This is a genomic window from Proteus hauseri, from assembly GCF_040139125.1.
Taxonomy (GTDB): Bacteria; Pseudomonadota; Gammaproteobacteria; order Enterobacterales; family Enterobacteriaceae; genus Proteus; species Proteus hauseri_B.
Window position 1 is genome coordinate 106,283 of sequence record NZ_JBEEUB010000003.1, and the last position, 20,797, is coordinate 127,079.

Genomic DNA, 20,797 nt, shown 5'->3' on the forward strand with positions numbered 1-20,797 from the left:
CTTTTTTAACCGATACTAAACTATCGTAATTTTTATCCTGAATATATCAAAACCGCTATATTTCACCACTATAATAATCATACGTTAGTTGTTTTATCCATCTTGCACTTTTTTGCTTTTTGTGGTGTTAAAAGGCAGACTGTGAAGATACTTATCATTTAGTGCTCGTTTTACTCTGGAGATTTCTATGATTGATCTTTATTACGCCGACACCCCAAATGGTCAGAAAATCACGCTTTTTCTTGAAGAAGCCGGGATCCCTTATCAGTTACATGCCATTGATATCAGCAAAGGTGATCAATTCAAACCAGAATTCTTAGCTATTTCCCCCAATAATAAAATTCCTGCTATTGTTGATAACACGCCAGCTGATGGTGGCGAACCTATCGCTATTTTTGAATCTGGCGCTATTTTGATTTATTTAGCAGAGAAAAGCGGCAAATTATTAAGCCAAGAACAACGAGAAAAAATACACCAACTGCAATGGCTATTTTGGCAAGTCGGTGGATTTGGTCCAATGATAGGTCAAAATCATCATTTTACTCGTTATGCCAGTGAAAAAGTGCCTTATGCCATTAAACGTTATACTGAAGAGACTCAGCGTTTATATAACGTTTTAAATACAAGGTTAAGCCAATCGCCTTACCTTGGTGGTCCACATTACAGTATTGCAGATATTGCTACTTATACATGGGTGCGATCTCACAATCACCACAATATTAATCTTGCTAATTATCCAGCAATAGAAAAGTGGTTTAATACCATAAGCCAACGCCCAGCATCTAAAAAGTTATTTGGCTAATAAAAAATCGGCTAACACATCAGGATGATATTAATCTTCAATATAGGAAATAAAATCAGGAGGATTTTTGATGAAAATACTTATCACTGGCGGAACCGGATTAATAGGCAAAGCTTTAGTTTGCCAGCTTGCACTTAATCACCATGAAATTACGGTTCTTTCTCGTTCGCCACAAAAGGTCTATTCACATTTTTGTAATGAGATAACTTGTTGGACTCAATTAGGTGATAAAAAAAATCTTGATGAGTTCGATGCAGTCATTAATCTTGCTGGAGAACCAATAGCCGATAGTCGCTGGACACCTGCACAAAAACGAAAATTAGTTGATAGCCGCTGTGAATTAACGCAAAAGCTGGTTAATTTATTTAAAGCAAGTAATTCACCACCTTCTGTTTTTATTTCAGGCTCAGCTGTCGGTTTTTATGGTGATCAAAAAAACACCTTAGTTACTGAAAAAACGCCAGCAAACTCAGAGTTCGCTCATGAACTGTGTGCAAAGTGGGAGCGTATAGCCCTTGAGGCACAAACGCCATTAACTAGGGTCTGTTTGCTACGTACAGGCATTGTGCTATCAACATTAGGTGGTGCGTTACCTAAAATGAGTAAGCCCTTTAAACTAGGATTTGGCGGGAAATTAGGTAGCGGAACACAATATATGCCGTGGATCCATATCGATGATATGGTCAACGCCATTGTTTTCCTACTTAATGATGAACAAGCTAAAGGTGCATTTAATCTAACAGCACCTAATCCGGTGCAAAACAGCGAATTTACTCGTATTTTAGGTAAAATATTTAAACGCCCTGCATTAATGACCGTTCCAGCCACAGCATTGCGTTTTATTATGGGTGAAAGTGCAGCATTAGTGTTAGGAGGGCAACAAGCTATCCCTGAGAAATTACTCAATGCTGGCTTTGAATTTCGCTACCCACAATTAGAAGAGGCACTAAAAGATATTATTAACACAGGAAAATAATCTCTTTTTCTCTTCTCAATCAGTTGGAATAAATACCCTATTGAATAGATACTCTATTAAATAAATACTCTAAATAATTCAAGATGTAGCTAGGCGACAAATGAATGAGTCGCTAGGAGCATACTAAAGTATGTGACTAGCGTGAATGAGTGCAGTCAACAACGCTACAACTTGAAGTATGACGAGTATATTTAGCGAACAGGCTTATCGCCCTCCCACCTTTGAAATAAATCATCAGGTAAATCAATATCAAATTGATCAAGTACGCGGTTAACGGTTTGATTAACAATGTCATCAATTGTTTTTGGCTGGAAATAAAATGCCGGAACAGGTGGCATAATCACCGCACCCAGTTCAGCAGCTTGCGTCATTAAGCGTAAATGCCCTAAATGCAACGGGGTTTCACGCACACATAGCACTAATTTACGCCCTTCTTTTAACACCACATCGGCGGCACGGGTAACAAGTGTATCAGTATAGCTATGAACAATACCTGATAGGCTTTTAATTGAGCATGGCAAGATAACCATGCCACTAACACGAAATGAGCCTGAAGAGATGGCTGCGCCAATATCGCGATCGTCATAAATGACATCGGCTAGTGCATGAATCTCTTTTAGCGAATAGGTTGTTTCTAAGGAGATAGTACGACGAGCCGCTTGGCTTATTACCAAATGTGTTTCTACTGATGGTACCGCTTTTAGTATCTCTAATAAGCGTATGCCATAAATTGCACCACTAGCGCCAGTTAGCCCAACTATCAGCTTTTTCATTATAATCCTCAGAATATATATCAACGCAAATCATTATGATGATTAACCCTCAAAAAACAAGCGCCGATGTAGAAATACTCTAGCATCAGCGCTTTATAAGGTGGCTATATTAACGCAAATTTAGCCTTCGTTATAGATTTCTAAGTTCTCTATTTCATTTTGATCACGAATTTTATGTTCATCATCACGACGTAGATTTTCTAAGTAATCTAAGTAGTCTTGATCAATATCTTTTGTGATATATACACCATCAAATACAGAACATTCAAACTGGCTAATATCTGGGTTTTCTTCTTGAACTGCGGCAATCAAATCTGATAAATCTTGAAAAATTAAGCCATCTGCGCCAATGAGTTTGCGAATTTCATCAACTTCACGTCCATGAGCAATCAGTTCATTAGCATTTGGCATATCAATACCATACACATTAGGGAAGCGAACTTCTGGTGCTGCTGAAGCAAAATAGACTTTTTTTGCACCTGCTTCTCTTGCTAACTCAACAATTTGCTCTGATGTTGTACCACGAACGATGGAGTCATCGATAAGGAGTACGTTTTTATCACGAAACTCTGCACGATTAGCATTAAGTTTGCGTCTCACTGATTTACGACGCTCTTGTTGACCCGGCATAATAAAAGTACGCCCCACATAACGGTTTTTAACAAAACCTTGGCGGTACGGTTTATTGAGTATATGGGCGATTTCTAACGCAATATCACATGATGTTTCAGGAATAGGAATAACCACGTCAATTTGTAAATCATCCCACTCTTTAGCAATTTTAGCCCCTAACTTCTGCCCCATACGCAAGCGCGCATTATAAACAGAAATTTTATCAATAAAGGAATCAGGACGGGCAAAATAAACATACTCAAACAAGCAAGGCATTAATTGTGGATTTTCTGCACATTGGCGCGTAAATAATTGTCCTTGTTCTGTAATATAAACAGCCTCACCAGGAGCAACATCACGTAAAAACTCAAAGCCTAGGGTGTCTAAAGCAACGCTTTCAGATGCCACCATATATTCATAACGACCATCATCTAATGTGCGTTTACCTAACACTAAAGGACGAATACCAAAGGGATCTCGAAATGCCAAAAGACCATGACTGATAATAAGCGCAACGCAAGCATAAGCGCCACGCAATTTTTTATGCATTGCTGCAACAGCTGCAAAAATATTATCTGGCTCAAGGGGAAAGTTATCGAAACGGTCTAATTCATATGCCAGTACATTGAGTAAAATTTCAGAATCAGAGGTGGTATTGATATGCCTACGTGCAGTCTCAAATAGTTGGCGACGTAATAAATGCGCATTGGTTAAATTACCATTATGCGCCAACGTAATACCAAAAGGAGAGTTCACATAAAAAGGCTGAGCTTCTGATGCACTTGAACTACCCGCAGTTGGATAACGCACATGACCTATCCCGATAGTTCCTTTTAAACGCAGCATATGGCGAGTTTCAAAAACATCTTTCACCAGTCCGTTAGCTTTACGAAGACGGAAACCATTGTTGCCGTCTATCGTTGCAATGCCTGCTGCATCCTGACCACGGTGTTGTAACACCGTTAACGCATCATAAATTGATTGGTTTACTGGATTAACTCCAGCGATACCGACAATACCGCACATGAAAAGATCCTCATCAGCCAGACGGAGAGGTTACATTCTCCGACACGAAACTTGACGCATTTTGCAGGTAGTCAAAGAACCACCTAATGATATGGTTGAATTGAGGAATAAGTTCAGAACGTTGCCAATCAGCACTCTCTGCCATTGGGGTAAATGCACCCAATACAAAAAGCAGTGCTGATACAATAAGCACGCCTCTTAATGCCCCGAAACAGACCCCCAATACACGATCTGTACCTGATAACCCTGTGCGTTGAACAAGAGAGCTAATAACATAATTTACTACAGCACCAACAATTAATGTTGCAATAAACAATGAAACTATCGCAATCCCGTTACGAACCAGTTCATCTTCAAACCGGGTAAAATAGACGGCAAGATAAGGATAAAACTGACTAGCAACAAAAAAACCGCAACCCCAGGTGATAAGTGACAATGCTTCACGAACAAAGCCACGGATCAGGCTGACTAATGCGGAAAACCCGATAATGGCAATAATGGCGTAATCTATCCAGACCATAAATTCTCTATCCAATAACGATGCTCCGCACTAATACGGAAGCATTCTAACAGAAAACGAAAACGTTTGCGTAACGCTAATTTTCGATAATTTTAAAATAATTTACGGCGATATGAAAAATCATAATCGCCGCAATAAGTTAACACCTTGTTACATCACTCATCTGATGAGATTTAAAAATATATTAAGGTTTATACGCTCTTACCTCACCTTGCAATCCAGTTAACTCTTTTAAATGAGGTAACATCGCCTGCAATTCTGATTTAGAGGCATTAGGTCCAATATAAATTCGCGTCACTTGCCCTGATACTGGACGAGCTGGCACGGTATATACCGGATAACCTGAAAAATGCATTTTCGCAATAATCTCTTCAACTTTAGCGATATTTTTTAATGCACCAAGTTGAACAACCCACGCTTCACCTTTTGGTGGTTTTGTTTCCTCAACGGGTGGTGACGGTGGTTGTACAGGTGGATTAACTACAGCAGGTGGTTCAGGCACTGGCTGCGGTTGTGGTGTAACTGGTTGAACAACAGGTGGCTCTGGTGTTGAAACCGCGGGCTGCTCAACACCGGTTACCGCTTCAGAAAGCATTGCTTCAGAAGCACCCTCTGACGGTGTAGACGGTGTTGTTGTTTGCTCAATCGGTGCTATTGATTCAATTTCTTGCTCATCACCTGGTTTTGGAACTAACGGAATAGAGGCGAACTGGTCTTCGTTATATTTCTTATCGCCGTCAAGCAATGCAGGTAAAACAATGACTCCCACTGCCACCAGCACAACGGCACCGACTAAGCGATTTTGAAATTTACTAGCCACCCACACTCTCCTTTTCCAAAATTTCCATTACATGAGCAACGGTATGGAATGAACCACAGACAACAACAATATCATTTGCTTTCGCATCTAACATAGCTTGTTGCCATGCCTGCTCTACACTGTCAAACACCGCAGGTGCATCAAGATACTGAGCCAGTACATCCGCTTTTGCACCACGAAATTCATTTAGTGGTGCAACATACCATTTGTCTGCTTGTTTTGCTAAACATGCCAATGTACCTGCGATATCTTTATCACCTAGCATACCAACAACGATACGAACTGTGGTATCAGATTGACGCGGTAATTGTGCTAATTTTTCAGTTAAATATCCAGCAGCATGTGGATTATGTGCAACATCAAAAATCACTAATGGCTGATGAGAAATAACCTGGAAACGACCGGGTAATTGTGCACGAGACATACCATCAACAATACTTTGCTGAGTAATCCCCTGACTGACTTTATCATTTGATTGTAACAGACAACGCACAACAGCCATTGCCGTTGCTGCATTAGCTAATGGAATATTGGGGATAGGTAATTGTTCAAATTGTCTATCTGCACAACGCCAGTGCCAAGAATCGCCATCGACAGAAAATGACCAATCTGCGCCGCGTTGGAAAAGCTTAGTGTGCTTTTCATTTGCGACATCAGCAATAGATTGAGGCATATCAGGCTCACCAACAACACCATAGTGTTGGGCACGGAAGATACCCGCTTTTTCTCTACCAATATGTTCTCTATCGGCACCTAACCAATCGGTATGATCAAGTGCAATACTGGTGATGGCAGCAATATCTGCATCAACAATATTTGTGGCATCAAGACGACCGCCTAAACCCACTTCGAGGATCACCACATCAAGCTGTGCTTGCTGAAATAATTTCAGCGCGGCCAGTGTGCCATACTCAAAAAAGGTTAAGGAGATATCTCCTCTTGCTTGCTCGATTTGAGCAAAAACCTCACAAAAGGCAGATTCTGATAGCTCTTTACCTTGAATACGAACACGTTCAGTGTAACGAACTAAATGCGGTGAGCTGTAAACGCCAACTTTCAACCCTGATGCAATCAGAATTGACTCTAACATATGGCATGTAGTGCCTTTACCATTAGTGCCTGAAACAGTAATCACTTTTGGTGCAGGACGTAACACATCCAATATTTTTCCTACCTGAGCAACGCGTTCTAACCCCATATCAATGGCACTAGAGTGCAGATGTTCATGATAAGAAAGCCACACCGACAAAGGCGATGTGGCTTTAGGAGCAGTTATGATATTAGACATCTTCTTTTTTATTCGTTTCGATGTTAATTTCTGGCTCATTATCTGCAGATTCAATCTCATCAGCGATAAACGCTTCATCAATGATTTCATCTTCATCTTTTGCTAAATCGTATTGAGTCAATTTAGCCAGTAATTCAGCCAGCTCATCACGCATTTGTGGACGACGTACAATCATGTCTATCGCCCCTTTTTCTAACAGGAATTCACTACGTTGGAATCCTGCTGGCAGTTTTTCTCGTACAGTCTGTTCAATAACACGAGGTCCCGCAAAACCGATCAAGGCTTTAGGTTCAGCAACATTGATATCACCTAACATAGCTAAGCTTGCAGAAACACCCCCCATTGTTGGGTCTGTCATTACAGAAATATACGGTAATCCACGCTCTTGCATTTTTGCCAATGCTGCGCTGGTTTTCGCCATCTGCATTAATGACATCAAGGCTTCTTGCATACGAGCACCACCACTTGCTGAGAAACAGACCAGTGGACAGTTATCTTCTAATGCTTGTTCAACAGCACGAACAAAACGAGCACCAACGACAGAAGCCATAGAACCGCCCATAAATGCGAACTCAAAAGATGCGGCAACAACAGGCATCGTTTTTAGTGTTCCCTTCATGACGATTAATGCGTCTTTTTCTTGCGTTTGCTTTTGAGCAGCGCTGATTCTGTCTTTGTATTTTTTAGAGTCGCGGAATTTCAGAATATCTTTAGGTTCTAATTCGCTACCTAATTCTGTGGTACTTCCTGAATCCAGAAAGGTTTCAAGGCGACGGCGCGCTGAAATGCGCATATGATGATCACATTTAGGACAAACCTCTAAATTGCGCTCTAGCTCTGCGCGATAGAGTACCTGTCCACAGCTATCACACTTAGTCCAAACCCCTTCAGGGATATTGGCTTTACGTGAACTTGTGATAGTGCTTTTATTAAGAATTTTTTCAATCCAGCTCATTAATGGACCTTTTCGTCTGAATCTGACCTTCGCCAGTTTATACTCGTCATAGTTCAAGTTGCAGCGTTGTTGACTGCGTTTATTCGCACAAGACACATACTTTTGTATACTTCTCGTGACTCATTCGCTTATCGCCTAGCTACACCTCTAATGATTTAAAGTAGAGTTATGGTGAGCGTATCAACCACAATGCACTGGCTGTGTGGTTAGCAAAGTTTACGATGATACCGCTTACTGATTTTCAGCGCATCTCTTTATTATGGCTATTCTACGGCAAAAACTAATGATAACTGCTCAAACCTCTTTGCTATCATTTTCTTTTTTCGCTTTTGCGCTCGCTCTGCGATGGCGTATGATTTCAATAACGCCCGGTAAAATAGAAATAACAATAATGGCAACAATTAGCAATTTTAAGTTCTTTTGAACTATATCTAAGTCACCAAAAAAGTATCCTGCATAAGTAAATAGCAGTACCCATGCAATTGCCCCTGTTACATTATAAAAGGCAAAATGACGATAAGACATTTTACCCATTCCTGCAACGAATGGTGCAAAGGTTCGGATAATCGGCACAAATCTTGCCAAAATTATTGCTTTACCACCATGTTTTTCATAAAAAGCATGTGTTTTATCTAAATATTCACGGCGGAAAATACGAGAATTAGGCTTACTAAATAGTTTTTCACCAAATAGCCGCCCAATTGAGTAGTTAACTGCATCACCTAAAATTGCCGCACAAAGCAATAACACCACAATAATATGTACATTCACATCATTGGTATCCAGTGATGCAAGCGCCCCTGCAACAAACAACAATGAATCACCGGGTAAGAAAGGTGTGACCACTAATCCTGTTTCACAAAAAACAATCAGGAATAAAATGGCATAAACCCAAGTGCCATATTGTGCAACTAACTCTGCTAAATGCGCATCGATATGTAAAATAAAATCAATTAAAAATTTTATTAGATCAACAAATTGCGTTAATAATTCCATAAATCCTCAGAAATCGGGGCTGCTCTATTATTAAAACATTTAAAATGGGTTATCTGCTAAAAATAGCGGTCCCATTGCAGGTTTTGGTAACTCAAAATTGTCAGGATAATCCACGGCAACTAAATACAGCCCATTTGCTTTCGCTGTTGCTGCGGCTTTAGTTCTGTCTTTTAATGCCAATAACTCAGCCATCCAAGTGATGTCCTGATTACCGCAACCAATTTCCAGTAAACTCCCTACAATGTTTCTCACCATATGATGCACAAATGCGTTAGCTTTGATATCTACCACCACATAATCGCCATAACGAGAGACATTAACATGCATCACATTACGCCATGGTGTACGCGACTGACACTGTACTGCTCGAAATGAAGTGAAGTCGTTTTCGCCTAATAGACATTGCGCAGCCTGATGCATACGTCGTTCATCTAATGGATAATGAAAATGTGTAACACCTGCTGATAATATTGCGGGGCGATAACGATGATTAAAAATCACATAGCGATAACGTCGAGCCGTTGCACTAAAGCGCGCATGAAAATCATCAGAAACATTTTTTACCCAACGAACGGCTATATCGCTGGGTAAATGGGTATTAACGCCCATTGTCCATGCTGCATCTTTACGATGAGCCGTAGTTTCAAAATGGACAACTTGCCCTGTTGCATGGACGCCAGCGTCCGTTCGACCTGCACAAAAAACGGTTATTGGTTCATTTGCGACTTGAGAAAGCGCCTTTTCTAACCGTTCTTGCACACTACGCACTTCGTTTTGCCGTTGCCAGCCATAATAATGACTACCGTCATACTCCACCTCTAAAGCAAGCTTTAGAGGTGTTACTTGCGTATTGATAACAGGCGCTGCTGTTACTTCAGCGTTCATTAGTAAAACTGCTCCTGCATTAATTTTTCTGCAATTTCTACTGCCATTAATGCACCACCAAAGCGCACGTTATCAGCAACTGACCAAAATTGCAGTGCTTCAGGTACACCATAATCATTACGGAAACAGCCTAAATTTAAGCTTACATTTCCAGATGCATCCGTCACTTGGGTTGGAAAATCATTTTCGTCACTAATATTTAAGTCTTCACTCTCTTGTAACGTTTCACGCGCTTCATCACTGCCCATTGGACGGGTAGTTTCTAACTGAACAGCTTGTGCATTACCATAGAAAACGGGCGCTTGTAATGACGTAATAGAAATAGGTAAACCTTCATCTTGTAATACTTTACGAATTTGATCGACCATTAAACGCTCTTCTTTAATAGAGCCTTCGTTATCAACTAGTAACGGTAAAATATTAAATGCCAGTTGTTTATTAAAACGACTTAACTCAGGTGGAATACCATTTAATAAGCGGGCACTTTGCCCTGCTAGCTCATCAACAGCTTGTTTGCCAAAACGAGAAACTGACATTAAATTGGTTACATTAAGACGAGTCAAACCAGCAGATTCTGTTAATGGATTAATTGCACGCAGTAATTGACACACCATGCTATCAGCAACAGCGACGATATTACGAGTGCGGTACTCTCCTAGCATTGAGGTGTTAACGCCAGGAACAACAAGAGGCACGTCCCAGTCCAAGGCAAATAAGCCACTGCAATCAATAACAATACACCCAGAATCAGCCGCTTGCTGAGCATATTGCGCACTAATTTCAACGGGCGCTGCAAAGAATGCTAATTGAATATCAGACCACTCAATATTATGAATACCTTGTACGGAAACACTTTTACCATTTACTCGTAATACTTTTCCGATGCTGTCTTCACTAGCAATAGCAGTAAATTCACCTATCGGAAATTCACGTTCTTGTAAAAGTTCAATAATGGCTTCACCAACTGAGCCCGTTGCACCAACTAGCGCAATATTCCAACCGTCTCCCATGAGATATCCTCCAATACAATAAAATTTTAAAAATGATGTCGCCGTTTACTGGTGTTTTGCATTAAAACCGATGGCATTAAGTATGCTAGCCGTCGCTTTGTTATCACAAATAACCTGTAATGAAGACCATTCACGGCGTACAGGATAAAACTTGCGCAGTTTATCAAATTCGCCTTTTATACCTGCAACTTGGCGTAATGGTGCATCATCACGGCGTACATCATAAACAAGGTGAATAAGTTGTTTGAGTAATGTTTGCGTTAACTCACCTTGTACAGAAATTGTTGAGATTATTGGTGCTGGCAATAATGTTGATAGTTCAACATGTTGTGGTTGACCAATAAAATCACAGTAAGCTTCATAAACTTGTGTTGTACCTCTAGCCTTACCTTCTAAGGTATAGCCAGCAATATGAGGTGTCGCAATATCGACTTTATCAAGTAACGCTAAAGAGAGATCAGGTTCGGGTTCCCAAACATCCAACACCACGCGTAATGCTTTACCGCGTTCAAGTGCGCAAAGTAGCGCTTTATTATCAATAACTTCACCACGACTTGCATTAACTAAAATGCACCCTTCTGATAATTTGTCGAGGTTGCTCTCATTAATTAAATGATAACTGTTGTAAGGACCCGATTTATTAAGAGGTGTATGGAAAGTAAGAATATCCGCTTCTTTAAGTAATTTTTCTAGTGGATGAAATATTTCATCATCACCGTTATCTGCTCTTGGTGGATCACAAAGCAGCACATTAACACCAAGTGCACGCAGCCGCGTTGCTAATCGACCACCCACATTACCGACACCAATAATACCCACTGTTTTATCGGTTAATTGAAAATCGTCTTGCTCTGCAAGAGCCATTAATGCAGAAAAAACATATTCAACAACAGCGATAGCATTACAACCTGGAGCTGATGAAAAACCAATTTTTTGTTGTTCTAACCAGGCTAAATCGACATGATCAAAGCCCGCCGTTGCAGTTCCAACAAATTTAACTGGCTTGCCTGATAATAGAGATTCATTGACTTTAGTAATTGATCTCACCATTAACGCATCGGTGTCATTCAGTTCATCGGTAGGTAAAGGACGACCGGGAACCGCTTTTACTTCACCTAATTGGCGAAAGAGTTGTTCCGCATAAGGCATGTTTTCATCAACCAGAATTTTCACGGTTTTATCTCACTGATTTGATATTTATGTGTGTAAACAATATGTACAAAAAATAAAATTAAGCGGTCTATTTTGCCACTTATTGAATGTAAAGCCTATTATTGGCGACAAGATATGCCAATTTTTTAAGTAAATATATGAAAAGAACAATTAACAATTGGGTAATCGCCGAAAACGCTCTGGCGTTGTTCCTGCAAATTGTTGAAACATAGCAATAAATGAAGAAGATGAACTGTAGCCAATATCAAAAGCTATCTCATTAACACTTTTTCCCTGCTCTAATAATGATATTGCATGTAAAAACCTTAAACGCTTACGCCATTCACTAAATGACATCCCTAATTCCTGCTGGCAACGGCGTGAAAGCGTTCTTTCTGAGGTATAGCGTTTTTTAGCCCACTGCTCTAATGAGGTGTTATTCGCGGGTTCTTGTTCTAATGCAGCTAATATTGGTGCTAATAATTTATCTTTTGAAGAAGGGAGATAAGTATGATGTACAGGAGAGACTTTTAATTGATCAATAAGCACCTGAGCTAAGCGAAAATCTTCTTCGGTATGAGGTTTACACACACCTCGGTGGAAGAAATCAGAAAAAATAGTCGAAAAAATGGGGCTTAATTGAATTAAACAAGGCTTATCTAGCAGCTCTTTAGACCACGCAGGAGAAACATCTAACACTTTAAAAGATAATGTTTTTTTATTATAACTTGCATGACCGACTTTTTCAGGGATCCAAACACTAAATTCAGGTGGTGCTAAAAAGCGCTGCCCCCCTGCTTCAAGATCCATCACACCAGAAACAACATAGAGTAACTGTCCAAAATCATGTTGATGATAATGAAATTCTGTTTCAGCCAATAATTGCTCGTCACGAAATCGAACCGTATCAGGATCAGAAAGTAACCATTGGATCTGTTGTTCAATTGTCATCTTTATGTTGTTCTCCTGCTATGTTGTCTTTATTGGCTTATCTGTTGTCTGATTTTCATTATATATATCTAATCAGACAAGCATACAATAGTCATCTGGTTTAAAAATAGATGTGAGAATAATGAAAAATGCGATTTTTCCGCTGTTAGCGGTACTGATTTGGTCTATTAATGCGGTTGTGAATAAAGCAGCAGCTTCTGTTATTGATCCGGCGGCTATCTCTTTTTATCGCTGGTTTCTCGCCTTCTTAATAATGACGCCTTTTCTCATTATGCCCGTTTGGCACCATCGTAAAGCGATAAAACAGTATTGGTGGAAACTATTTATTTTGGGTGCATTGGGAATGGTAATGTACCAAAGCCTTGCTTATTATGCCGCTCATTATGTTAGTGCAACTTTTATGGGAATATTGAATTCACTTATTCCTCTGCTCACCGTTGTAATTAGTATTTTTGTATTACGTATTATTCCAACCGTCGGAATTTTACTAGGTACATTGCTTTCTATTGGTGGTTTAGTCTGGTTAATTAGCCGAGGAGAACCTTCTCACTTGCTTTCACAAGGGTTGGGTTATGGCGAATTAATGATGTTTATTGCCTCTGCTTCTTATGCTCTTTATGGTGTATTAACAAAACGTTGGTCTATTCCATTACCAAGTTGGCAATCACTTTATGTTCAAATTGCCTTTGGTGTTCTGTTATTATTGCCAAACTTTTTACTTGCTGAGAGTGTTGCTTTAACAAAAGACAATATCTGGCTAGTTGCATTTGCGGGTATTGGTGCATCCATTCTTGCACCTTATTTGTGGATTTTAGGTGTAATGAAGTTGGGAGCTAATACTACCTCAATATTTATGAATTTAATGCCTCTGTTTACAGCAATGATTGCTATCAGCTTTTTGGGAGAAGAGATGCATAGTTATCATTTAGTAGGAGGAGGGATAGTGTTACTTGGTGTGATTTTAGTTCAACAGCTACGAACACCGCTGAATTTCCGACGCCAGCCTGCAAATAAAAAAGCAGATTGTCATCAGGAAATGTGAGTCAATGTCAAAAAGACAATAATAAAAAAATGCCGGCTAAGTGATTAGCCGGTCATTTCATAATGTTAGTTTAGATAGTGCTAAACTAACATTAGAACCAAAGTATAAAATATAAAAGTAATACAAGTATCCGGGGACAGACACTATCAACTTTTATATTAAATAGCTTCTATTTTATTAATATAAAATAACCCAGATCAATTTTTAATGCTCAATACTTCAGTTATTGATAATCTCGTTAACCTAACTACATATAAAATAATACATTTCGTTATTATTATTAAAACTAAATTAAACGATTGAATAAGAAAGAATATTTTATTATTTATATAAGTATAAATGGTGATTTTCTCATTTTGTCTATTAATTTAGAATAATAAACCAAGTAATTATCTGTGTTATTATTTTTCCCCACTTTAAATAGTCGTTTTCTAATAGTTTTTATTTGAAAACTTACTTATTCAGACTATCGAATTAAATTATTTTACTAGTTAGAATAAAAAAAAGCAGGCTTTATAAAATAAAGTCTGCTTTTCTAATATTTAATATAAGTATTATTAACTAGTTCTTATATTTACTCATTACTAATGAAGCATTAGTACCACCAAAACCGAAGCTGTTCGACATTACTGTTTCAAGTTTCTGCTCTGTTGGTTTAGTAATAATATTCATACCGTTAGCTTTATCGTCAAGGTCTTCAATATTAATACTTGGTGCAATAAAGCCATGCTCTAGCATCAGTAAACTATAAATAGCTTCATGAACACCTGCGGCACCTAATGAGTGACCTGTCATTGCTTTTGTTGCAGAAATTGCTGGGGTTTTAGTCCCAAAGACTTCCGCTATTGCTTCAAGCTCTTTTAAGTCGCCAACGGGTGTTGATGTACCATGAGTGTTGATATAGTCAACATGGTCAATGTCTTGCATCGCCATTTGCATACAACGCACGGCGCCTTCACCTGAAGGTGCAACCATGTCAGCACCATCTGAAGTTGCACCATAGCCGACAATTTCAGCATAAATATGTGCACCACGTGCTAATGCATGTTCTAACTCTTCAACCACAACAATACCGCCACCGCCTGCGATAACAAAACCGTCACGGTTTTTATCGTATGTACGAGAAGCTTTAGCAGGTGTGTCGTTATATTTCGTTGAGAGTGCGCCCATTGCGTCAAACTCACAGGTCATTTCCCAGCTTAACTCTTCACCACCACCAGCAAAAACAACATCTTGTTTGCCTAATTGGATAAGTTCAACCGCATGACCAATACAGTGCGCTGAAGTTGAACATGCTGAGCTAATTGAATAGTTAACACCTTTAATTTTAAACGGTGTTGCTAAACAAGCAGAAACGCCTGATGCCATTGCACGAGTTACCATATAAGGACCTACACCACGTAGACCTTTAGCTCTCATGCCATCAGAACCTAACACTTGGTTACGTGGAGAACCACCACCAGAGCCTACGACTAAGCCAGAACGAATATTAGAAACTTGGTCTTCACTTAAACCTGAGTCTGCTATCGCTTCTTGCATAGATAAATAGGCATAAACTGATGCGTCGCTCATAAAACGGCGGATTTTACGGTCGATAAGACCTTCAGTATCAAGCTTAACGTTGCCCCAAATGTGGCTACGAAGCCCCATCTCTTTAAATTCTTCGGAGAAAGTTATCCCGGAACGACCTTCTTTTAAAGAATCCAGCACTTCTTTCTGGTTATTACCAATGCTCGAAACAATACCCAGACCCGTGATCACTGCGCGCTTCATTTATACCTCTTTACAATAATAGTTGTAGCTGCGGGATTTCTGACTAGCACTTTAGCGTACACTTGTACGCTGAACAAGTCCGATCAGGGGCTTTTTTACAAAAATAAAGATAACGAGAAAAATAGTCAGGGTGTTAACGGCTGGAACAACCTATAGAACAGCGCTAAGATACCTAATAATTTTTTCGAGAAATACAGGCAGTTCCGTGAAAAACACTCCTATTAATACCGCATCCCTTAGTTGGAATGAACTAGGTACCCCTATCTCTGAACAGTTTGGTGATATTTACTTTTCAAACCAAGATGGGCTAGAAGAAACTCGACATGTGTTCTTACAAGGAAATCATTTTCCATTACGTTTTGGTACACATGTACGCTCTGAATGCGTTATTGCAGAAACGGGTTTTGGCACAGGACTGAATTTTCTTACACTTTGGCAAGCATTTGAGCAGTTTCGTCAAACAACACCCAGTGCAAAATTACAACGCTTACATTATGTCAGTTTTGAAAAATTCCCACTCACCAAAGACGATTTACATTCCGCTCATAATCACTGGCATGAGCTTGAAAAATATTCTCAAGAGTTGTGCTCTTTATGGCCAGAACCTATTGCTGGCTGCCATCGTATTATTCTTGCGGGTGGTGCGATTACTCTTGATTTATGGTTTGGCGATATCAATACACTCCTACCTCAAACTCGCCAAACACTGCACAATAAAATTGATGCTTGGTTTCTTGATGGTTTTGCGCCTTCTAAAAATCCACAAATGTGGAGTAATACCCTATTTCAAGCAATGGCTGACTCAATGCGAGAAAATGGCACTTTCGCCACATTTACCGTTGCTGGTTTGGTAAGACGCGGGTTACAAAATGTCGGTTTTGAAATCAAAAAAGTAAAAGGATTTGGTGAGAAAAAAGAGATGCTCACCGGTGTGTTTCCTCATCAACCTTCAACTGAATTTATTCCTTACTATGCACGTCCAAGCGCTACTGAGCACAAAGATATCGCTATTATTGGTGGTGGTATAGCAAGTGCTTTAATGGCGCTTTCTTGTTTAAGAAGAGGCGCTAAGGTCACTGTTTATTGTAAAGATGCACAACCTGCAACCAATGCATCAGGCAATCGGCAAGGTGTTTTATATCCATTACTTAATGGTAAATCAGATGAGTTAGAGCAATTTTTCACTCAAGCCTTTCTCTTTTCTCACCGCTATTACAAACAATTAAATCAAGCTGGCGTAGCGTTTTCCCACCAATGGTCAGGGGTTGCTCAAATTATTTATAGCGATAGAGTCCGTAAAAAAGCTGAACGTATAATCAACCACTCCCTGCCTTTTACTCATCTTGCACGTTATCTTTCAAAAGAAGAGATAAATAGATTATGTGGACTTGATATCAATTGCGATGGGCTTTTTTATCCCCAAGCAGGTTGGCTTTCACCAACGGAATTAACCATTAGTGCACTACAGCTTGCACAACAACGCGGCGCGACGCTCTTATTTAACCAACAAGTAACTCAAATAGAAGAACACGATAGTGGTTGGAATTTAACTATTAGCCATAAACATAATGATGAGCATTCACACTATTTCGCTCAGCATAATTGTATTATTTTAGCCAATGGCCAGCACATCACTGATTTTAGCCAAAGTGCGAAATTCCCTATTAGTGCAGTACGCGGTCAAGTCAGTCATATTCCAACCACAGAAAACTTATCAAAACTCAACACCGTATTATGTTACGACGGCTATTTTACTCCGGTCGATAAACAAGATAATTTGCATTGTGTCGGGGCTAGTTTTCGTCGTGATAAATTAGATTTAGAGGTTTCACGTCAAGAACAAGAAGATAATCAGTGGCATCTTACTCACTGTTTAGCACAAGCCAAATGGACTCAAGAGGTTGATTTCAGCCAAAATCAGGCTCGCGTGGGTATTCGTTGTACGATTAGAGATCATCTTCCGTTATTAGGTGAAGTCCCTGACTTTGATCGATTAATTGTAGAATATAAGCATCTAGATAGATTTAAACGTAGAAAAAAAACACCTTCATTGGCTCCAGCATTTCATCAACTCTATGTTTTTAGTGCATTAGGTTCACGAGGTTTATGTTCAGCGCCTTTATCTGCTGAAATATTAGCGAGCCAAATTTTTGATGAACCATTTCCTGTTGAAGATGACGTCTTACACGCATTACACCCTAATCGCTTTTGGGTAAGACCGTTACTACGTGGAAAACCTATTGAGGTAAAACAGCAGAATATCTAGTTTCAGGATTAATATTTCATAGGCGTATTTTTACAGCTAGAGGTAGAAAATAGAGTAGAGATAGTAATGCAATAAGCAAGCAACCGACCTTGCTTGCTTGAGTCATGTTAACCGAAGGCTTTTTATTTAATTTCATATCGCATCGCACAACGCGTTTCTGCTGCAAAACCACCGCGGGTTACTTCATGTGTTAAAATCGCTTGTAATGATGCAGGGATCTCGTTATTTGGCAAAATAACAAAACCTAGTCGCTGATAAAAAGGTTCATTCCAAGGTACATGACGAAATGTTGTCAGAGTAACAGCAGAGAATTGATTTTCTATCGCTTTATTAATCACTTTTTGAATTAATAGTTTACCAATACCTTGGTTTTGCCATGCTTCACTGACAGATAACTCATGAATAAACAGACTTTCAGGCAAGTCTTGCGTCATAATAAAACCAACGGGCTCGTTATGTGCATCAACAGCAACCCAATGAGCTTGTTTTTCAATAAATTTCAAGTGATTTTCAACACCCTGTACGCCATGTTCACTAATCCAACTTAAATCGTCTAATGTGGCAAATAGCTGTCCTGCTGAACGCTCTATTTCAGGCAATTTAATTGCATCATCAATTTGTGTTTGGCGTAATTTAACTTGTTTATTTTTCATTATTATTTTCCAGTAATCGCTATTTTACTCTATTTAAAAAGCCATCCTATTGGATGGCTTATAAAATAAATAGCTAAAGCAACTCATGTTATTCTTTAGGTAAAATACCATAAGATTGAAACACCGTACTCTCTTCTATAAATTGATTGTAGTATTTATTATCTTCAACCGATGATTTTTCGACCCTATCACCATAAGCTTTAGATAGATTAATTATACTTTCATGAAGCTTTTCTTTTAATTTTTCATGAATTTTAGGATCGCTACTTTCATTGATTTGATTTAACAGTGCCGTTAAATTTTCCGCCTCAGCCTGAATATCGGGATCAGTAAATTCGGGTAACGGTAAGGTATAATCCATGTTGATATTTACCGAGTCGCTGTATTCATCTTCTTTAGATTGAGGCTGTAAATTTTCACTATAGTCAGTAAGAAAATAGTTAACAATTTCAGGTTTATCAAAACATTTACTTTTTATATTGCCGTCGTTATTTCTGTTACGGCTTCTAATCTCAGCTGGAAAAGCTTCGCCTAATGCATAGGTACATTCAAAAATATTACCATCAATCAATGTTGCATTAGTACTTTGTAGTGGTAACTCTAACTGATAACCATTGATAACTACTTTATATTCGGTTGGTTTAAATTTATCTGCTTGCCCTTTGACGGCATAAACTTCAGATAATCGATAGTACATAAAATTATCAGGATTTAATATTCCACCGTTATTATTTTCATAAACCATAAATGTGGATTTATTTCCGGCACTATCTTGTAAACTATGCTCACCAGGTTCCAGCGTTAAATACCCATTTTTACCCGGTTCTAGTTGATAATTTTTGCCATCAACACTAAAACTAATCAAATTTTCACTAGGATTACTGTAATAAAATTTATTCTTTTTACTATCTAAATCGAATTGGTCGCAAGCTGATAAAATAAATACCGCACTTGTTAGTAAGCCTACCTTAAAGAAATTTTTCATCGTATCGTTATCCTTATCATAAATATTCTATGCAAATCATTTGCATCCCGAGAAACATTCCTAAAAACATTTAAAAGTAATTTTGCAGAAATGGCAAGGCGTTACAAAAGATAGCATTAATATGCTCAATCATTTAGAGATACATAGACTTTGAAAAATCAAATAAAAACAATTGATAAATAGTAAGGATCAATTTTTGTCTAAAAAATCATCCATTTCAACATCAAATGTCCTAAATATGAGTTAAGTAATGGAATTTTTAATATACACTTAAGAAAGAAAAACAACCGAACGATGCCGGCTGCTCTTTGGAATAGATAGCTTAAATTAATTAATTGAATTAACTAAATCACGCCATGTAGATATAACTAAAGCCTGATCAGGAGGAGAAAGCTCACCAGCCTTAATTGCCTTTTCAATACTCTCTTCTACACGCACTCTCAGCGCTTCTAACTGCATGTTGTTTTCTTGTTCTAACTCAGCCACTGCTAATGTAATGTGACCTTGTAGGTATCCACCTGCAAATAATTCATCATCAGTAGCATGTTCAACACGACTGTCTATTTGGTCTAATAAGTACGTTTCATACTCAGAAAGCATTATTTATCCTCAATATATAATGTTGCCACATACAGACTCTTATCTAATTTTTAATATCAATAAGAGTGAGACAGCAACCTTATTACCTCAGACTCCGCCCTACTTTGGGCAAAACCTTCGCAATGGATATTGGCTAATAACTCACTCAATACCCTTAAACAACTAAAGGATTGTCCTGATAAGGGAACTGCGCTTCAGTTAATTCTGGCGTATTGTAAAACAAATGTAACGCATTAATAAATAGCTGTGCGCGAGGTGGGATGTTTTTCTCACCTAAATAGCTAAGAACTTGCTCTCTTACTTTGTTTCTAAACTCATAGCGGTCAGGCTCAAAATCGCCCTCTAAGTTGTCACAACTGACATTAAAAGGATAACCTGCGGCTTGGCAAAATAACCAATCTAATGCTTGAGGTTTTATTTCAACAACTTCAAATTGCCCTTGAGTCTCAGCATCTCTCCCATCAGGGCAATACCAATAACCATAATCAATTTGCTGGCGGCGCTCTTTTCCTGCGATACACCAGTGAGATATTTCGTGTAATGCGCTTGCATAGAAACCATGCGCAAAGACAACTTGGTGATAAGGAGACGCTTCACTTACTGGTAAATATATAGGTTCATCATCCCCTTTAACTAAACGGGTTTGATAGCTATCGCTAAAGCATTGATTAAATATATCAATTAACTGCTGATAATGATGTTCTGACATTTA

General features: G+C 38.8%; 20 protein-coding genes. 4 read left to right on the forward strand and 16 right to left on the reverse strand.

From position 1 onward, the window contains the following. The first annotated feature begins 187 nt into the window (after positions 1 to 187). Together ABN099_RS06245 and ABN099_RS06250 are read left to right on the forward strand one after the other, a co-directional pair. Entirely contained in the window at positions 188 to 802 is a 615-nt protein-coding gene (locus ABN099_RS06245; RefSeq protein WP_349462809.1) for a glutathione binding-like protein, read from the forward strand. 70 nt (positions 803 to 872) lie between these two features. Further along, a complete protein-coding gene (locus ABN099_RS06250) occupies positions 873 to 1,778 on the forward strand; it encodes a TIGR01777 family oxidoreductase (RefSeq protein WP_349462810.1) in 906 nt (301 codons plus the stop codon). A 191-nt stretch (positions 1,779 to 1,969) separates the two neighbouring features. Here ABN099_RS06250 and ABN099_RS06255 read toward each other — a convergent pair whose 3' ends face one another. The 11 genes from ABN099_RS06255 to ABN099_RS06305 all read right to left on the reverse strand — a co-directional run bounded on the left by ABN099_RS06255 (position 1,970) and on the right by ABN099_RS06305 (position 12,766). Then, complete coding sequence (locus ABN099_RS06255) at positions 1,970 to 2,551, reverse strand: UbiX family flavin prenyltransferase (RefSeq protein WP_349462811.1); 582 nt, start codon at positions 2,549 to 2,551, stop codon at positions 1,970 to 1,972. A gap of 120 nt (positions 2,552 to 2,671) precedes the next feature. Continuing rightward, complete coding sequence (gene purF / locus ABN099_RS06260; RefSeq protein ID WP_349462812.1) at positions 2,672 to 4,189, reverse strand: amidophosphoribosyltransferase; 1,518 nt, start codon at positions 4,187 to 4,189, stop codon at positions 2,672 to 2,674. 13 nt (positions 4,190 to 4,202) lie between these two features. Then, on the reverse strand, positions 4,203 to 4,709 hold the full coding sequence (cvpA, locus tag ABN099_RS06265) for a colicin V production protein (RefSeq protein WP_064720499.1): 507 nt from the start codon (positions 4,707 to 4,709) through the stop codon (positions 4,203 to 4,205). A 184-nt stretch (positions 4,710 to 4,893) separates the two neighbouring features. Continuing rightward, complete coding sequence (gene dedD / locus ABN099_RS06270) at positions 4,894 to 5,529, reverse strand: cell division protein DedD (RefSeq protein WP_349462813.1); 636 nt, start codon at positions 5,527 to 5,529, stop codon at positions 4,894 to 4,896. Then, positions 5,522 to 6,817 carry a bifunctional tetrahydrofolate synthase/dihydrofolate synthase gene (gene folC, locus ABN099_RS06275; protein ID WP_349462814.1) on the reverse strand — a complete coding sequence of 432 codons (1,296 nt, stop codon included), beginning with the start codon at positions 6,815 to 6,817 and terminating at the stop codon, positions 5,522 to 5,524. Before folC ends, dedD begins: the two co-directional genes overlap by 8 nt. Further along, complete coding sequence (gene accD, locus ABN099_RS06280) at positions 6,810 to 7,772, reverse strand: acetyl-CoA carboxylase, carboxyltransferase subunit beta (protein WP_349462815.1); 963 nt, start codon at positions 7,770 to 7,772, stop codon at positions 6,810 to 6,812. The genes folC and accD overlap by 8 nt, the downstream gene beginning before the upstream one ends. Before the next feature lie 294 nt (positions 7,773 to 8,066). Further along, positions 8,067 to 8,768: a DedA family protein gene (locus ABN099_RS06285; protein ID WP_349462816.1), complete on the reverse strand. Its 702-nt coding sequence runs from the start codon at positions 8,766 to 8,768 to the stop codon at positions 8,067 to 8,069. 39 nt (positions 8,769 to 8,807) lie between these two features. After that, entirely contained in the window at positions 8,808 to 9,653 is an 846-nt protein-coding gene (gene truA / locus ABN099_RS06290; RefSeq protein WP_349462817.1) for a tRNA pseudouridine(38-40) synthase TruA, read from the reverse strand. Further along, positions 9,653 to 10,663 (reverse strand): aspartate-semialdehyde dehydrogenase, encoded by a 1,011-nt coding sequence (locus ABN099_RS06295; protein WP_349462818.1) that lies wholly within the window; start codon positions 10,661 to 10,663, stop codon positions 9,653 to 9,655. Before ABN099_RS06295 ends, truA begins: the two co-directional genes overlap by 1 nt. Before the next feature lie 45 nt (positions 10,664 to 10,708). Then, complete coding sequence (pdxB, locus tag ABN099_RS06300) at positions 10,709 to 11,836, reverse strand: 4-phosphoerythronate dehydrogenase PdxB (RefSeq protein ID WP_349462819.1); 1,128 nt, start codon at positions 11,834 to 11,836, stop codon at positions 10,709 to 10,711. Between the two features lie 150 nt (positions 11,837 to 11,986). Continuing rightward, positions 11,987 to 12,766, reverse strand: a complete 780-nt coding sequence (locus ABN099_RS06305; protein ID WP_349462820.1) for an AraC family transcriptional regulator — start codon at positions 12,764 to 12,766, stop codon at positions 11,987 to 11,989. A 121-nt stretch (positions 12,767 to 12,887) separates the two neighbouring features. On the opposite strand from ABN099_RS06305, the gene ABN099_RS06310 reads away from it, so the two are divergent. Then, positions 12,888 to 13,808, forward strand: coding sequence for a DMT family transporter (locus ABN099_RS06310; protein ID WP_349462821.1), 921 nt, complete (start codon positions 12,888 to 12,890; stop codon positions 13,806 to 13,808). A 561-nt stretch (positions 13,809 to 14,369) separates the two neighbouring features. Here the strand turns inward: ABN099_RS06310 and fabB are convergent. After that, positions 14,370 to 15,581 carry a beta-ketoacyl-ACP synthase I gene (fabB, locus tag ABN099_RS06315; protein ID WP_349462822.1) on the reverse strand — a complete coding sequence of 404 codons (1,212 nt, stop codon included), beginning with the start codon at positions 15,579 to 15,581 and terminating at the stop codon, positions 14,370 to 14,372. A 205-nt stretch (positions 15,582 to 15,786) separates the two neighbouring features. On the opposite strand from fabB, the gene mnmC reads away from it, so the two are divergent. Beyond that, positions 15,787 to 17,847, forward strand: a complete 2,061-nt coding sequence (gene mnmC, locus ABN099_RS06320) for a bifunctional tRNA (5-methylaminomethyl-2-thiouridine)(34)-methyltransferase MnmD/FAD-dependent 5-carboxymethylaminomethyl-2-thiouridine(34) oxidoreductase MnmC (RefSeq protein WP_349462823.1) — start codon at positions 15,787 to 15,789, stop codon at positions 17,845 to 17,847. 122 nt (positions 17,848 to 17,969) lie between these two features. Here the strand turns inward: mnmC and ABN099_RS06325 are convergent, their stop codons facing one another. From ABN099_RS06325 to ABN099_RS06340, 4 genes are all read right to left on the reverse strand, one after another. Beyond that, the gene (locus tag ABN099_RS06325; protein ID WP_349462824.1) at positions 17,970 to 18,500 is read right to left on the reverse strand and encodes a GNAT family N-acetyltransferase; all 531 of its coding nucleotides are present in this window, start codon (positions 18,498 to 18,500) and stop codon (positions 17,970 to 17,972) included. A gap of 88 nt (positions 18,501 to 18,588) precedes the next feature. After that, complete coding sequence (locus ABN099_RS06330; protein ID WP_349462825.1) at positions 18,589 to 19,485, reverse strand: hypothetical protein; 897 nt, start codon at positions 19,483 to 19,485, stop codon at positions 18,589 to 18,591. Positions 19,486 to 19,812: 327 nt separating this feature from the next. Further along, positions 19,813 to 20,085: a YfcL family protein gene (locus ABN099_RS06335; RefSeq protein ID WP_349462826.1), complete on the reverse strand. Its 273-nt coding sequence runs from the start codon at positions 20,083 to 20,085 to the stop codon at positions 19,813 to 19,815. Positions 20,086 to 20,239: 154 nt separating this feature from the next. Beyond that, positions 20,240 to 20,794 carry an elongation factor P hydroxylase gene (locus ABN099_RS06340; protein ID WP_349462827.1) on the reverse strand — a complete coding sequence of 185 codons (555 nt, stop codon included), beginning with the start codon at positions 20,792 to 20,794 and terminating at the stop codon, positions 20,240 to 20,242. Positions 20,795 to 20,797 lie beyond the last annotated feature (3 nt).